This is a genomic window from Xanthobacter sp. NM-25 (genome assembly GCF_022138605.1).
GTDB lineage: Bacteria > Pseudomonadota > Alphaproteobacteria > Rhizobiales > Xanthobacteraceae > Xanthobacter.
Window position 1 is genome coordinate 61,986 of the sequence record NZ_JACBFS010000003.1, and the last position, 15,007, is coordinate 76,992.

Consider the following 15,007-nt stretch of genomic DNA (forward strand, 5'->3'; position numbering starts at 1 on the left):
GGCGTGCGCGCCGCTTGAATTCACCCATTTAGGCAAGGCGGATTTTCCATGGATCTCAATCTCAAGGGCAAGGTTGCGCTCGTCACCGGCGGCGCGCGGGACGTGGGGCGCGAAATCTCCCTCGCCCTCGCCGCGGAAGGGGCGGCGGTGGCGCTGAACTACCGCAATTCCGCACAGGAGGCGCAGGCGGTCGTCGACGAGATCCGCGCCCGCGGCGGTACCGCCAAGGCGTACAAGGCGGACGTTGCCGATTGCGCCGCCGTCAAGGCCATGGTGGATGCCATCGTCGCGGACTTCGGGCATCTGAACATCGTCGTCAACAATGCCGGCCTCGCGATCCGCCAGAAGTTCACCGAGTCCACCGAGGCGGAATGGAAGGCGCAGATCGACACCTGCCTCTATGGGGCCATCCATCTCGCCCATGCGGCGGCGCCGTACCTGGCAAAGGCGGGCGACGGGCGTCTCATCGCCATCGTGGGGGATTCCTCGCGGGTGGGCGAATCCGGCCTCGCCATCGTGGCGGCGGCGCGGGCCGGCACCATCGCGCTTATGAAATCGCTGGCGCGGGAGCTGGGCCGCAATGGGGTGACCGCCAACACCGTCTCCCTCGGTCTGGTCGAGACTGCCCATGATCGCACTTGGGTGGAGGCCAACCGCGACAAGCTGACCAAATTCTACCCCCTGCGCCGTCTCGGCCTGCCGGAAGACATCGCGCCCACCGTCGCCCTTCTCGCCTCCCCCAAGGCGGGTTGGATCACTGGTCAGGTGCTGTCCATCTCCGGCGGCTTCTCGATGGTGTGACGGCAGCCGCGCGAGCGGAACGCGGGATATGGCAGAGAGCGCGGCGGAGACCGCGCCAAGACCCGCGATAACGACAGCGGAGGACTGGATGCTCAAAGCGGATCTCATCGCTCCCGTGCCGGAGCTGTTGCGGCGGCATGCGGCGGAGCGTGGCGCGAAGATCGCATTCCGCGATGCCCAGGGCGGGGTCACCTATGGCGCGTTGGAGCGGCGGACGGCGCACCTGGCGGGGCATCTGGCCGGGCTCGGCGTTGGCCCCGGCGACCGGGTGGCGATCCTGCTGCCCAATTCGGTGGCCTGGGTCGAGGCATGCCTCGCCATCGTCCGGGCGGGGGGCGTGGTGGTGCCCATCAGTGCCGAGGCGGCGCCGGGAGAAGTGGCCCATCGCCTGTCCGATTCCGGGTGCCGGATCGTCATCACCACCACGGGTTTGGCGGAGATGGTGGAGGGCCTGCGCGGGCAGGCGCCGAGCGTTGCCGGCCTGCTGCTCGCCGATGCGCCGGCCGGCGATCGGCGCAGTCTTGAGGCGCTGGCGCGGATGCAGCCGTCCGCGCCGCCGCGCGACCTCACCGATCTCGATGCGGCATCGTTCATCATCTACACCTCCGGCACCACGGGGCGCGCCAAAGGGGTGCTGCTGACCTGCCGCAGCATGCTCTGGGTGACTGCGGCCTGCTGGAGCCCCATCGTGGGATTGAGTACCGACGACACGGTGCTATCGCCGTTGCCGCTCTTTCATTCCTACGCACTCAATTTTTCGGTTCTGTCCATTCTGGCAGTGGGCGCGAGCGAGTATATCCGGGAGAAATACTCGACGCGCGAGGTTCTTCGGCTTCTGGAAACCGGTGAATTCACCGTGTTCCCCGGCGTGCCCACCATGTTCCATTACCTGATGGAGGCGGCGCACGCGCAGGGGCAAGTGCAACGGCAGCGGCAGCGGCAGCGGCAGGGGCAGGCGGAGCAGCGAGGGGCTTTCCCGGGCCTGCGCGTCTGTGTCTCCGCCGGGGCCATCATGCCGGCGACGCTCAATGCGGCGTTTGAAGGCGCCTTCGACGTGCCGCTGCTGGACGGCTACGGCATTACCGAAACCTCCACCATGGTGACCATGAACGCCGCCTCGTCCTCGCGTGTCATGGGGTCCTGCGGGCTGCCGCTGCCGGGCGTGGCGCTGCGCATCGTCGATCCGCTGAGCGGGCGCGACCTCGATGCCGGGACGGAGGGCGAACTGATCGTGCGGGGACCGAACGTGATGCTCGGCTATCACAACAAGCCGGAGGAGACCGCCAAGGCCCTGCGCGATGGCTGGTACCATACCGGTGATCTCGCCCGCGCCGACCGCAATGGCTTCGTCACCATTACCGGCCGGCTCAAGGAACTGATCATCCGTGGCGGGCAGAACATCGCGCCGGCGGAGATCGAGGAGGCGGTGCTGCTGTTCGCCGGCGTGCTCGACTGCGCGGTGGCGGGGGTGCCTCATCCCCAGCTCGGGGAAGTGCCGGCCCTGTACGTGGTGCCACGGGACGGGAGCTTCGATGCGGAGCTGCTGCTCGAACACTGCCGCCACCACCTCTCCGCCTACAAGGTGCCCCATGTGGTGCATCGGGTGGACGAAATCCCGCGAACCGGCTCCGGCAAGATCATCCGCTTCCGGCTGAAGGAGATGGTGCAGCCGCTGCCCTGACCGCGCTGCCCCATCCGCCTTCCCGGAAGGGTCGGGCGCCGGCACCTTCTCGGGGTCGGCGCCCGTTCCCGTCGCGGGGCTTTGGGGGGTCAGTCTGACGTGGCATTGCGGGCGGCTGCCACCAGCCGGAACAGGCGCTCCGGCGTCACCGGCAGCGTGTCCACCTCGATGCCGAGCGGGGCAAGGGCGTCGGCCACCGCATTGGCGATGGCGGCGGGCGCGCCGATGGTGCCGCCCTCGCCCATGCCGCGGAAGCCGCCGATCGTGTCCGGCAGTTCCGCCTCCACATGGAGAATCTCGATCTCCGGCATGGTGGTGGCGATCGGCACCAGATAATCGGCGAGGCTGGCGGTGAGCAGCTGTCCAGTGTCGTCGTGGACCACCTCTTCCAGCAGGGCGGCGCCAATGCCCTGTGCCACCGCTCCATGCACCTGGCCGTCGACGATCAGCGGGTTGATGATGCGCCCGCAATCCTCCGCCACGGCGAAGCGCGTCACGCTGACGGCATAGGTCGCCGGATCGATCTCCACCATGGCGAGGTGGGTGGAGGCGCAGGCCGTGCCCAGATAGGGGTCGTAGCTTTCGGAGGCGACAAGGTCTTCCCGCTGCGCATGGGGAATGCATCCCATCTGGGCGTAGACGGCGTGGGCGACGTCCCGGAACGTGATGGTGGCGTTGGAGGAACGGGCGCGGATGATGCCGCCTTCGGCTTCGAGGTCCTCCACCGCGACATCCATGAGGAAGGCCGCCGCCTTCAGCACCTTCGCCTTGACCACCCGTGCGGCCTTGGTGGCCGCGCCGCCGCCGAGCACGGCGGACCGGCTAGCATAGGTGCCCGTGCCCATGGGCACCAGGGCGCTGTCGCCGTGCTGGATCTCGATGTCGTCCATCCGGCAACCCAGTTCGTCGGCCACCACCTGCGCCAGCGTCGTCTCCAGCCCCTGCCCGTGGGAGGAGATGCCGAAGGCCGCGGTCACCGCGCCCGTGGCATCGATGCGCAGGGTGGCGGTTTCGGTCCCGGTGTTGATGGGCATGCCGGGCGCGACGGCGATGCGCGAGCCGATGCCGGTCAATTCGGCATAGCTCGCCAGGCCGATGCCCACCCACCGGCCCTCAGCGTGCGCCGCATCCCGTTGGCGCAGCAGGGCAGGGTAATCCACCAGCGCGCACACGCCCTGAAGGCAGTCCTGGAAGGCGGAGCGATCCCAGATGATGCCGGAGCCGGTGCGATAGGGAAACTCCTCGGCCGTCACCAGGTTGCGGCGCCGGATCTCAGCCGGGTCCAGGCCCAGGTTGCGCGCCGCCATGTCCATCAGCCGCTCCATGGCGAAGGTGGAGGTGGGGCGGCCCACCCCGCGATAGGGCCCCGTCGGCGGCTTGGGGGTGAGGACGCCGCGCACCCGGCCGCGGTAATGCTCCATGCGGTAGGGGCCGGGCAGGAAGCTCACCACCTGCACGGGCTCGAGCGCACCGGTCCAGGGATAGATGGAATAGGCACCGATGTCGCCGATCACGTCCGCCTTGAGGCCCAGCAGGTGCCCCGCCCCATCCACCGCCAGCTCGGCCTCCACGGTCTCGTCGAAGGCCTGGCTCATGGCGGTGAGGTCCTCCATGCGGTCGGCGATGAACTTCACCGGCCGTTCCAGCTTGCGGGCCAGCACGCACACCAGCATTTCCTCGTGGTTCAGCGAACCCTTGCCGCCGAAACTGCCGCCCACGTCCGGCGCGACCACGCGCACCCGGTGGCCGGGCAGATCGAGGCAGGCGCCGAGCACATCGCAGATGATGCCGGGGATGTTGGTGGAGGAATGCAGCGTCAGCGCCTCGCGTCGCCGGTCCCACTCGGCCAGGTAGGAGCGGCATTCCATGGGCATGGGCGTCTTTCGCGTCATGCGGAAGCGGCCCTTCACGACCACTGCGGCATGGGCGATGGCCGCGTCCACGTCGCCACGGGCGAAGGTGCGCGCGATGATCACATTGGTCCCGGCCTCTTCGTGCAGCAGCGGCGCATCCCCGGCCGCCGCCTCCTCCTTCGCGCCCGCGAAGGGCAGGGGTGCATAGTCGATGGAGATCCGCTCCAGCGCGTCCTCGGCCGCATAGCGGCTCTCCGCCACCACGGCGACCACCGGCTCGCCCACATAACGCACCTTGCCTTCGGCGAGGGGCCGAAAGGGCGTCGCATAATAGCCCTTCATGCGCGATGCCGGGATGGCGGGGCGGATGTCGCCGGCGAGGTCGTGCGCGTCGAAGATGGCGACGACGCCCGGCACCGTGAAGGCCTCGCCCACATGGATGGAGCGGATGCGCGCATGGGGCTGATCACTGCGCAGCACGGCGACATGGAGGAGGCCCTTGGGGGCCATGTCATCCACATAGCGGCCGGAGCCGGCAAGGAGGCGCGGATCCTCTGTGCGCTTGACACGCTGGCCCACGAGCTTGGGCCGCATCTCCACGGAAGCATCGAAGGCGGTCACTTGAGCGGCCCCCTTTCCCGCGCCAGTTCGCGCACGGCATCGACGATGTGTTGGTAGCCCGTGCAGCGGCAGATGTTGCCGGACAGGGCTTCCCGGATCTCTGCGTCGCTGTCCAGGCTATGGTGGCGCAGCATGTCGGTGATGGTCATGAGGAAGCCCGGCGTGCAGAAGCCGCATTGCAGGCCGTGATGGTCGCGGAAGGCTTGCTGCACGCGCCCCAGATCGCTCATGCGGCCAAGCCCTTCCACGGTCTCGATGGTGGCGCCGTCGGCCTGGATGGCGAGGGTGAGGCAGGACCGGGCGCTGCGTCCGTCCAGGAGAATGGTGCAGGCCCCGCACACGCCGTGCTCGCACCCCACATGGGTGCCGGTGAGGCCGAGTTCGTGCCGCAGGAAATCGCTCAGCAACAGCCGCGCGTCCACCACGCCGGTGTAGGTCAGCCCGTTGACCGTGAGGGTCATGGCATGCGTCATGGCGTGTCTCCACCGCTGAGAGCGCCGGCGCGATCCCACGCCTGGCTGAGCGCACGGCGGGCGAGGGCGCCGGCGAGGTGGCGCCGGTAATCGGCGGAGGCATTCAGATCGGTGTTTGGGGTGATGGATGCCACGATCAGCTCCGCGGCCTCGTCGAACACGTGCGCGCGGCCCTCGCGGCCTGCAAGGGCCGCCTCCACCGCCGTGAGGCGCAGCGCGGTGTCTGCGATGCCCATCATGGCGATGCGCGGGTTGCGGACCCGTCCATCCGCCCGCTCCATCAGCACGGCGATGGCCGCAAGGGCATAGTCGCCGTGGCGTCGGGAGAATTCCTCGAACCCCCAGCCGGTGCCCGCCGCAGGCGGAACCAGGTCTACCGCTGTGACCATCTCGTCGGCGGCCAGCGCGGTGGTGAGGGCGCCTGTGAGGAAGTCGCGCGCCGCCATGGTGCGGGTGCCGTGCGGCGACGCCACATGGATGGTGCCGTCGAGCAGCAGGGTCATCATGGGCATTTCAGCGGCGGGGTCGGCGTGGCACACGCTGCCGCAGAAGGTGCCGCGGTTGCGCACGGTGAGGTGTGCGACATGCTTCATGGCGTGATGCAGCACCGGGATGTGGCGCGCCACCTGCAGATCCTGCGCCGTCATGCGGTGACGCACCAGCGCGCCCAGCCGCACGGCGCCGGGCCCCAGCTCGATGCGGTCGAGCCCCGGGATGTGGTTGATGTCCACCAGCACCGAGGGCTTCACCAGCCGAAAATTCATCATGGGCATGAGGCTCTGGCCGCCAGCCAGAACCTTGCCGTCGCCGCCGGCATTGGCGAGCACCTCGACCGCGTGGGCGATGCTCTCGGCGCGAACATAGTCGAACCGGGCGGGCTTCATCGGCGCTTGTCCGGCATTTGGTTTTCGCTCCCTAGTGACTTGCATTATTAGACTATGATAGAGCGTGTCAAGCAGCCGGGCCTGCGCTGAAGGTGGCCTGGAGCGGGGAGGAGCACCGAACCATGAAGATCAAAGCCGCCGTTCTGCGCAGCATGGGCGCGCAGATGCCTTATGCGCGGAGCCAGCCGCTCCGCATCGAGGATGTGGAACTCGACCGCCCGGGGCGGGGCGAGGTTCTGGTGAAGATCGCGGCGGCGGGTCTGTGCCATTCCGACCTGTCCATCATCAACGGCAGCCGCCCGCGCCCCATGCCCATGGCCATCGGCCACGAGGCGGCAGGGATCGTAGTGGAGGCCGGCGAGGGGGTGGACGACCTGCGGCCGGGCGACCACGTGGTGATGGTGTTCATGCCCAGCTGTGGGCACTGCCAGCCGTGCTCGCAGGGGCGCCCGACCCTGTGTGAGCCCGGCGCCGTGGCCAATGGCAAGGGCGAGCTCCTCACCGGCGCGATCCGGCTCCACGAGGATGGGGAGACCATCCACCATCATCTGGGATGCTCCGCCTTCGCCGACCATGCCGTCGTGTCGCGGCGCTCATTGGTGCAGATAGACAAGGATATTCCGCTCGACGTCGCCGCGCTGTTCGGTTGCGCGGTGCTGACCGGCGTGGGTGCCGTGGTGAATACCGCGCGTGTCCAGGCGGGGGAGACCGTGGCAGTGGTCGGGCTGGGGGGTGTTGGCCTGGCGGCGGTGCTCGGCGCGCTGGCCGCCGGCGCGGCACGGGTGGTTGCGGTCGACCTGTCGGCGGAAAAGCTGACGCTTGCGCAGGAACTGGGCGCGACCGCCGTGGTGGACGCGCGGGCGCCCGACGCGATCGAGCAGGTGCGGGCACTCACCGGCGGCGGGGCGGATTTCGTCTTCGAGTTCGCCGGCGCCGCGCGGGCGTTGGAGAATGCCTATCGCATGACGAAGCGTGGCGGCACCACCGTCACCGCCGGTCTGCCGCCGCCCGATGCCGTGCTGCCGGTGAACATTGTGAGCCTGGTGGCAGAGGAGCGCACGGTGAAGGGCAGCTACATCGGCACCTGCGTCCCGGTGCGCGATGTGCCGCGCTACATCGAATTGTATAAGGCCGGCCGCCTGCCGGTGGATCGCCTGATGAGCGGGCGCATTCGGCTCGACGAGATCAATGCCGGGTTCGACCGGTTGCACGATGGCTCCGTCGTCCGGTTGGTCGTCGATTTCCAGGGCGGAGCGGCGTGAAATCCTTGGGCCGCGGCTGCGAGGGCTCGCCATGCGGCAGCGCGGACGATCTCGAATTCCAAGACCTCTGCCTTGGTGGCATCGATACGCAAGCCTGATGCGGAAAAGGGAGACACGCACATGGATATGAGCGGCGAGCAGCGCATCCCGGCTCCGCGCGCGGTGGTCTGGCAGGCTCTCAACGATCCCGAGATCCTGAAGCTCTGCATTCCGGGATGCCAGGAGCTGGTGAAAAGCTCCGACACCCAGATGAGCGCGAAGGTGGTGCTCAAGGTGGGTCCCGTCAGCGCACGTTTCGACGGCGCGGTGACCTTCTCCGATCTCGATCCGCCCACCAGCTATCGCATCACCGGCGAAGGGCAGGGCGGCATGGCGGGCTTCGCCAAGGGCGAGGCGCGGGTCCGGCTGGAGGCCGATGGCGAGGAGACCATCCTGCACTACGCGGTGGAGGCCCAGGTGGGCGGCCGGCTGGCCCAGCTGGGAGCCCGTCTCATCGACGCCACGGCCAAGCAGATGTCGGGCGCCTTCTTCAAGCGGTTCGCGGCGGAGATCATCGCGCGCATGGCGCCGGCGGGCACATCGGCGGCCGCGGCGCCGCTTGCCGGAGCACCCGTGGGGGAGGCGCCGCCGGCCCCGTTGCCCCCTCCGGCTGCGGCCGCTGCTCCGTCACCCCATGGCGGTTTCAACACGAGCCTTGCGGGCCTGTGCGTGGCGGCCGCCGCGCTGGCTGCCGTCGCCTATTTCCTCTCGGAGAGCGTGCGGGGAGGCGGGGGCGGGGCGGGCGTCTCCATGGATTTCGCCGCTGCCGTCATCCTTCTTCTTACCGCGGCGGTGGGTTATCTCCTCGGCCGGCTGACCTCGGCAGACCGGGCCGTGATCGTGATCGACCGCGATGCCGTCACGGCGCTGCTGGACCGCACACGGACGCGTCCCTAATCCGCCGTCCGCATCTCGCCGGCCGGGCGGGTCCGCCTGGTCATGGGGATCGGTGGGCGCGCTCTCGGGTGGAGGCCCGCTCGAGGATCTCGAAGCCGGTGTCGATGGAATAGCCGGCGGGAATGGTGCCCTGGCCGCGTCGAATCAAGAGATCAATGGCGGCGGCGCCCATCTCGCTGGCGTTCGGGTGGACGGTGGTGAGCTGTGGCGTCACCTCCTGGGCCAGCTCGTAGTCGCCCCAGCCGGCGACGGCCAGTTGATCGGGGACGGCGAGGCCGCGCCGGCTGCACTCAAACAGAATGCCGGCGGCGACGATATCGGTGGGGCAGATCACGGCATCGAGCTCGGGTTCCCGCTGCAACAGCGCATCGAGAGCGCGCCGGCCGGCGCCGAAGCCGTCCGTCTCCTGGGCGAAATGGACCAGGTCGTCCTTGCGCCCGGCGGCCGCCAACTCGGCACGAAAGGCCGGCACGCGCTCCAGAAAGCGGCGTGATCCGGTGCCTTCGTGAACGATCAGGGCGATCCGTTGCCGTCGTTCGTCCTTCAGCAGCAGGCGAACCAGGGTGCGGGTGGCGGCGGCGGTGTCGAAGCCAACCCCGAGGTCCATGGCACCGGCGGGGGTCCAGGATTCGACCACCGGAATGCCGGAGCGCTTGAGCAGCGTCATGGCTTCGGGGGCGTGCTCGGTGCCCACCAGCACCAGGCCGGCGACCCGCAGGCCGATGAGCGCCTCGATGGCGGAGCGCTCCTGCTCGATGGTGTCGGCGAGCATCAGAACCAGCTTGTAGCCGTGTGCGTTGGCGCAGTTCTGCATGCCGAGCACGTATTTGTAGAAGCTGGAGTTCCGCATGGACGGGATGGTGCCGCCGATCACCCGGCTTTCGCCGGCGGCCAGATTGCCGGCGGCGATATTGGGCACATAGCCGAGCTCTGCGGCGCATTCGAGCACGCGCGCGCGCGTCTGCTCCTGCACCCGCTCGGGATACTTGTATGTATTGGAGACGGTCATCGGGGAGACGCCGGCGGCTGCAGCAACATCCGTCATCGTAGTCTTGGGGGGCGTCACACTCGTCTTCTCCCAATCCGATCGCAATCTGCCCAAATTCCACGCAAAAATATGTCAATAGCCTGAGCGGGAGCAAGAAATGAAGGCGTAGCCTGAAAACAGGATTGACTTGCAGGGGCTTCCAAGTTGAATTGTAGCGCTACAATATGTGGGCAAGAGGCGGCGCCTGCAAGCCCGAATCAGCGTGCCTCCCGGCTCTCGACACGCGCCGCTGGGCGCTTCCACCGTAACGAAGGGTCCGCCCTGCATGTCCGCCTCAACTGCCCTTCGTCTCGATCGCGTGCGCAAGGATTACGGCTCGACCACCGCGGTGCAGGAGCTCAATCTGGAGGTGGCGGCGGGCACGCTGGTGGCGCTGCTCGGGCCATCGGGCTGCGGCAAGACGACGACGCTGCGCATGGTGGCTGGCTTCGAGACGCCTACCTCGGGCCGGGTGCTGATCGGCGACCAGGACGTGACGCCGCTGCCGCCGAACCGGCGCAACCTGGGCATGGTGTTCCAGAACTACAGCCTGTTTCCCCATCGCACGGTGGCCGAAAACATCGCCTTCGGCCTGCGCATGGCCGGCAGGAGCCGCGCCGAGCAGGAGGTCGCGGTGACGCGGATGCTGGACCTCGTGCGTCTTGAGGGGCGCGGCGACATGTATCCGCGCCAGCTCTCCGGTGGCCAGCAGCAGCGCGTCGCGCTCGCCCGCTCGCTGGTGCTCAACCCGCGGGTGCTGCTGCTCGACGAGCCCCTCGGGGCCCTCGACAAGGCGCTGCGCGAGAGCATGCAGTTCGAGATCCGCGAGACCCAGCAGCGACTCGGCATCACCACGCTCCTGGTCACCCATGACCAGGAGGAGGCGATGACCATGTCGGACCAGATCGCGGTGATGAACGGCGGGCGGGTGCTGCAGCTCGGTGCGCCGACCGAGATCTATGACCGGCCGAAGACCCGCTTCGTCGCGGAATTCCTGGGCACCTCCAACATTTTCACCGGTCGGGCCGAAAGCACGGGGCGGGAGATCATCGCCGATGGCATGGTCATCACCCTGCCGGAGACGGTGCCGGTCGGCAGCGAGGTCTGCCTTTCCATCCGGCCGGAGCGGGTGCGTATCGGCCCGGAGGCGGACGGGCTGGCGAACCGCATCCAGGGGCACCTGAGCGGCGCCGTGTTCCGTGGCGCCTATGCGGCCTACCACCTCGACATCGGGCCCGACCGGCGACAGCTGTTCGCATATCAGCAATCCCACGGCCCGCACGGCACCCTTCGCTATGGGGCGGGCGTCGACTGCTGGCTCGGCTGGGCCACCGAAGACAGCGTGATCGTGACGGTGGATTGAGACATGAAGGATCGCACGAGTATGGATCAGCTTCCCGGCGCGGGCGTGCGCATCGGCATCGACGTGGGTGGAACCTTCACGGACTTCGTGCTGTCGGACCCGCGCGACGGCCGGCTCGCCTTCTTCAAGGAGCCCTCGACGCCGGATGATCCCTCGCGGGCGCTGCTGGTGGGCCTCAACGCGCTGTTGGAGCGCGAGGGGCTGCGCGCCACTGATGTCGGCGCGTTGATGCACGGCACCACTATCGGTCTCAATGCCATCATCCAGCGGCGGGGCGCCCGCATCGGCCTGATCGTCACCCGTGGCTTCCGCGACATTCTGGAAATCGCCCGCAGCCGCATGCCGTCCTCGTTCGACTTTCATGCCACCAAGGAAGCGCCCCTGGTTCCGCGGGCGCGGATCGTCGAGATCGGGGCGCGCCTGAACGCCAGGGGCGAGGTGACGGAGGCGCCCGACGCGGACGAGATCGCCCGTGTCGCCGCCGCCCTGCGCGCCCTCGATCTGGACGCGGCCGCGCTCGTCACCGTCAACGGCTATGCCAATCCCGCCTTCGAGCTCGATCTGTGCCAGGCGCTGTCGCAGCAGGCGGGCGGGCTCGACATCACCTCCGCGGCGGCGATCTGGCCGGAAATCCGGGAATATGAGCGCACGCTGGTCGCCTGCCTCAATGCGTATATCCAGCCGCTGATGCAGCGCTATTTCGATGGCCTGCTCGCCGGCCTGGCGGAGCGGGGGGTGGGAGCGCCCCTGCTGGTGACCGCCTCGAACGGCGGTTCCCTCTCGGTGGGCTCGGCAGCGGCGCGGCCGGTGGACACCATCCTCTCCGGTCCCGCCTCGGGGGTGATGGCCGCGGTGCGGCTCGCCAAGGCGGCGGGCACCGCAGGGATCATCACTTTCGACATGGGGGGCACCTCTTCCGACATTGCGGTGGCTACCGGTGACACGCCGGAACTTGCCACCCGCACCGACATCGGCGGCCTGCCGCTGGTGCTGCCGGTGGTGGATGTTTCCGCCATCGGCGCCGGCGGTGGCTCCATTGTGTGGGTCGATCCCCATGGGCTGTTGAAGGTGGGGCCGCAGAGCGCCGGGGCGGCGCCCGGCCCGGTCTCCTATCGTCGCGGGGGCACCGAGCCGACCGTCACCGACTGCTATCTGACCCTGGGCTATGTGGATCCCGCCGGCTTCCTCGGTGGCCGCATGCCTCTCGATGCCGATGCGGCTCGCCAGGCGCTGGCGCGTGTCGGGGCCGCCATCGGCCTTGAGGGGTCGGTTGAGGATGTCGCCGCCGTCACCGCCGACGGGGCCCTCGCGGTCACCACCGCGGGCATGGCGAGCGCGCTCTACAAGACCCTGGCCGAGCGCGGGCTCGACCCGCGCGGGTTCGCCCTGTTGCCGTTCGGCGGCGCCGGCCCGACCCATGCCAACCGCCTGGCCGAGGAGGCCGACATTCCCCATGTGGTGATCCCCCCGGCCGCCGGCACCTTCTGTGCCCTGGGGGCGGCGGGCGCCGATCTGCGCCGTGACTTCGTGCGCAGCCTGCGCATGCCGCTCACCGAGGAGACCGCGCCGGTTCTCGCCGAGGCCTTCGCCGCGCTGGAAGCGGAGGGGGGCCTGTGGCTCGATGCGGAGGACGGCGTGGGCAAGCCCCGCCGTTTCGCGCGGGGCGCTGATATGCGCTATCGCGGCCAGGCTTATGAGCTGCGCGTCAATCTCGGCGAGGATCTCGACCGGGCGGCGGTGATCGAGGCGTTCCAGCGTGAGCACGAGCGGATCTACGGGTTTCGCGATGGCGAGGCGGTGGTTGAGGTCGGCACCGTTCGTCTCGCCGCCATCGGTCCCACGCCCCCACTGCAGACGCCGGTGGTGGCCGAGCGCCCGGCGCCGGAGCCCAAGGGCGTCCGGAGGATCTTCCACAAGGGGGCATGGACCGAGGCGATGGTTTTCGACCGCGCGGCGCTGGGCGCCGGATCGGTGCTGACCGGTCCCGCCGTGGTGGAGCAGGACGACACCACGAGCATTGTCCTGCCCGGGTGGACGGCCATCACCGATCTCGCGGGAAACCTGCATCTTCAGAGGCAAGCTCAATGAAACTCGATGCCGTCACGCTGGAGATCCTGAACAACAAGGTCGCCGCGATCACCGAAGAGATGTGCCTGACGCTGCAGCGCACCGGCCGCACGCTCTATGTGAAGGAAACCGCCGATTTCGCCTGCGCGCTCGCCGGGCTCGACGGCCGCTTCTTCGCCTATCCGCGCTCCATCGGCGTCTCGGGCTTCGTCGGCCTTGAATGCGGTCCGACCATCGAGGCGGTGGAGCGCACGGCCGGCCCGCTAGCGCCGGGCGACGTCATCCTCACCAACGATCCCTATCGTTCGGTGGGCCTTGCCACCCATCTGCCCGACCTGCAGCTGATCGAGCCCTATTTCCACGATGGGCGGATCGTTGCTTATGGCTGGTGCTTCGTGCACTGCTCGGATGTGGGCGGCCGCGTGCCATCCTCGATCTCGCCGCTCAATTCGGAGATTTTCCAGGAGGGGCTGCGCATTCCGCCGGTGAAGCTGCTGCGCGGCGGTGTCCTCAATCCCGAGGTGAAGCTCTTCCTTGATGCCAACAGCCGCACGCCGGAGGCCAATTTTGGCGACATTCGCGCCATGCTGGCCGCCCTTGGCGCCGGCCGCCGGCGGGTGGAACAGGTGATCGCCCAGCACGGCGCCGAGACCCTGCTGGACGCCCAGACCGATCTCGTCGCCTTCGCCGAGGCCAAGGCCCGCGCGGTGCTGCGGCGGATTCCGGAGGGCACCTATCGCTTCAGCGACTATCTGGACGACGATGCGGCCACCGCCCTGCCGGTGCGCCTCGCCCTCGCCCTCACCATTGCCGACGGCACCGTGACGCTCGATTTCACCGGGTCCGACCCGCAGGTCGCCACGGCCATGAACATTCCCTCGCACGGCCGGCCGCACGCCTGGCTGACACTGCGGGTGCTGGCCCTGGTCCACACCCTCGACAAGACGGTGCCGCTCAATGCCGGCCTGCTCGGGCCGGTGTCGATTATCGCGCCGAAAGGTTCCATCGTGAACCCGCAGGAGCCGGCGGCGACCGGGGTGCGTCACGCGGCGGCGATCCGCGTCAACGACCTGCTCAACGGCGCGTTCGGTCTGGCCTTGCCCGCGGTGATGCCGGCGGCCTCCTCGGGAACGGTGATCCCGGTGGTGGTGGCCGAGCCGCTGCCGCAGGGCGGGCGCAACGTGCAGGTGGTGGAGCCGATGATCGGCGGCACCGGCGCCCGCGAGGGCCACGACGGCGTGGACGGGCGCGACAGCGGCATCTCCAACCTCGCCAACAATCCGGTGGAGACGGTGGAGGCGGAGCTGGGGGTCGAGGTGCTCCGCTATGCGCTGCGCCCGGATTCCGGCGGCGCCGGCCGGTGGCGTGGAGGCTGCGGCATGGAGCTGACTTTCCGCATCGAGACCGATGGCGCCTCCGTTCTGGGACGCGGCATGGAGCGGCTTCTGTTCCGCCCCTGGGGGCGTGCCGGCGCCCGGCCGGGCGCGCCCGGCGCGCTGATCATCAACCGCGGCCGGCCCGATGAGCGCCACCTCGGCAAGATCGACATGCTGTCGGTGGCGGCGGGCGACACCGTCACCTTCCTCACCCCCGGCGCCGGCGGGTGGGGGGACCCGTTGCTGCGGGATGTGGAGGCGGTGCGCCGCGACGTCGAGAATGGCTTCGTCTCCGTCGCGGCGGCGCGGGCGGATTATGGCGTGGTCCTCGTCGACGGCGCGGTGGATGTCGCCGCGACCAAGGCCCTGCGGGCAGCGGCGGTGGCCGAGCCACGCGACGTCGACTTCGGACCCGAGCGCGAGGCCTGGGACGCTGCCTTCTCGCCCGAGTTCATGGGGCGGCTGAACCTGCGCCTGCTCGAGGCGCCGCTGGAGGCCCGGCAGCGGATGCGCCGCGAGGTTCTGGAACGGGTGCTGGCGACGCTGCCCGAGGGGTTCCCCCGCCGGCCCGCGGCGCCGGCCGCGGCGGATGCGGCGCGGCGCACCCTGGAAGCCGCTCTGGCCGAATGAACGGCCCGAGCTTCGCGAGACTTCGGACGACAG

General features: G+C 69.2%; 11 protein-coding genes. 7 read left to right on the forward strand and 4 right to left on the reverse strand.

From position 1 onward, the window contains the following. Nucleotides 1–48: 48 nt before the first annotated feature. A complete protein-coding gene (locus tag MEU52_RS09135; protein ID WP_238120972.1) occupies nucleotides 49–801 on the forward strand; it encodes an SDR family NAD(P)-dependent oxidoreductase in 753 nt (250 codons plus the stop codon). Nucleotides 802–889: 88 nt separating this feature from the next. Next, nucleotides 890–2,482, forward strand: a complete 1,593-nt coding sequence (locus MEU52_RS09140; protein WP_238120973.1) for a class I adenylate-forming enzyme family protein — start codon at nucleotides 890–892, stop codon at nucleotides 2,480–2,482. Between the two features lie 89 nt (nucleotides 2,483–2,571). On the opposite strand, the gene MEU52_RS09145 is transcribed toward MEU52_RS09140, so the two are convergent. The 3 genes from MEU52_RS09145 to MEU52_RS09155 are packed head-to-tail and all read right to left on the reverse strand — an operon-like array spanning nucleotide 2,572 to nucleotide 6,313. Beyond that, nucleotides 2,572–4,929, reverse strand: coding sequence for a xanthine dehydrogenase family protein molybdopterin-binding subunit (locus MEU52_RS09145; protein ID WP_238121407.1), 2,358 nt, complete (start codon nucleotides 4,927–4,929; stop codon nucleotides 2,572–2,574). Nucleotides 4,930–4,952: 23 nt separating this feature from the next. Next, a complete protein-coding gene (locus MEU52_RS09150; protein WP_238120974.1) occupies nucleotides 4,953–5,429 on the reverse strand; it encodes a (2Fe-2S)-binding protein in 477 nt (158 codons plus the stop codon). Beyond that, nucleotides 5,426–6,313, reverse strand: a complete 888-nt coding sequence (locus MEU52_RS09155; protein WP_238120975.1) for an FAD binding domain-containing protein — start codon at nucleotides 6,311–6,313, stop codon at nucleotides 5,426–5,428. Before MEU52_RS09155 ends, MEU52_RS09150 begins: the two co-directional genes overlap by 4 nt. 122 nt (nucleotides 6,314–6,435) lie before the next feature. Between MEU52_RS09155 and MEU52_RS09160 the strand changes: the two genes are divergently transcribed. Beyond that, nucleotides 6,436–7,575: a zinc-dependent alcohol dehydrogenase family protein gene (locus MEU52_RS09160; RefSeq protein ID WP_238120976.1), complete on the forward strand. Its 1,140-nt coding sequence runs from the start codon at nucleotides 6,436–6,438 to the stop codon at nucleotides 7,573–7,575. 120 nt (nucleotides 7,576–7,695) lie between these two features. Beyond that, entirely contained in the window at nucleotides 7,696–8,511 is an 816-nt protein-coding gene (locus MEU52_RS09165; protein WP_238120977.1) for an SRPBCC family protein, read from the forward strand. 40 nt (nucleotides 8,512–8,551) lie between these two features. Here MEU52_RS09165 and MEU52_RS09170 read toward each other — a convergent pair whose 3' ends face one another. After that, on the reverse strand, nucleotides 8,552–9,556 hold the full coding sequence (locus MEU52_RS09170) for a LacI family DNA-binding transcriptional regulator (RefSeq protein ID WP_238120978.1): 1,005 nt from the start codon (nucleotides 9,554–9,556) through the stop codon (nucleotides 8,552–8,554). Nucleotides 9,557–9,824: 268 nt separating this feature from the next. Between MEU52_RS09170 and MEU52_RS09175 the strand changes: the two genes are divergently transcribed. The 3 genes from MEU52_RS09175 to MEU52_RS09185 are packed head-to-tail and all read left to right on the forward strand — an operon-like array spanning nucleotide 9,825 to nucleotide 14,974. Beyond that, nucleotides 9,825–10,901, forward strand: coding sequence for an ABC transporter ATP-binding protein (locus tag MEU52_RS09175; protein WP_238120979.1), 1,077 nt, complete (start codon nucleotides 9,825–9,827; stop codon nucleotides 10,899–10,901). Between the two features lie 21 nt (nucleotides 10,902–10,922). Beyond that, nucleotides 10,923–12,989: a hydantoinase/oxoprolinase family protein gene (locus tag MEU52_RS09180; protein WP_238120980.1), complete on the forward strand. Its 2,067-nt coding sequence runs from the start codon at nucleotides 10,923–10,925 to the stop codon at nucleotides 12,987–12,989. After that, a complete protein-coding gene (locus tag MEU52_RS09185; RefSeq protein WP_238120981.1) occupies nucleotides 12,986–14,974 on the forward strand; it encodes a hydantoinase B/oxoprolinase family protein in 1,989 nt (662 codons plus the stop codon). Before MEU52_RS09180 ends, MEU52_RS09185 begins: the two co-directional genes overlap by 4 nt. The last annotated feature ends 33 nt before the right edge of the window (nucleotides 14,975–15,007 follow it).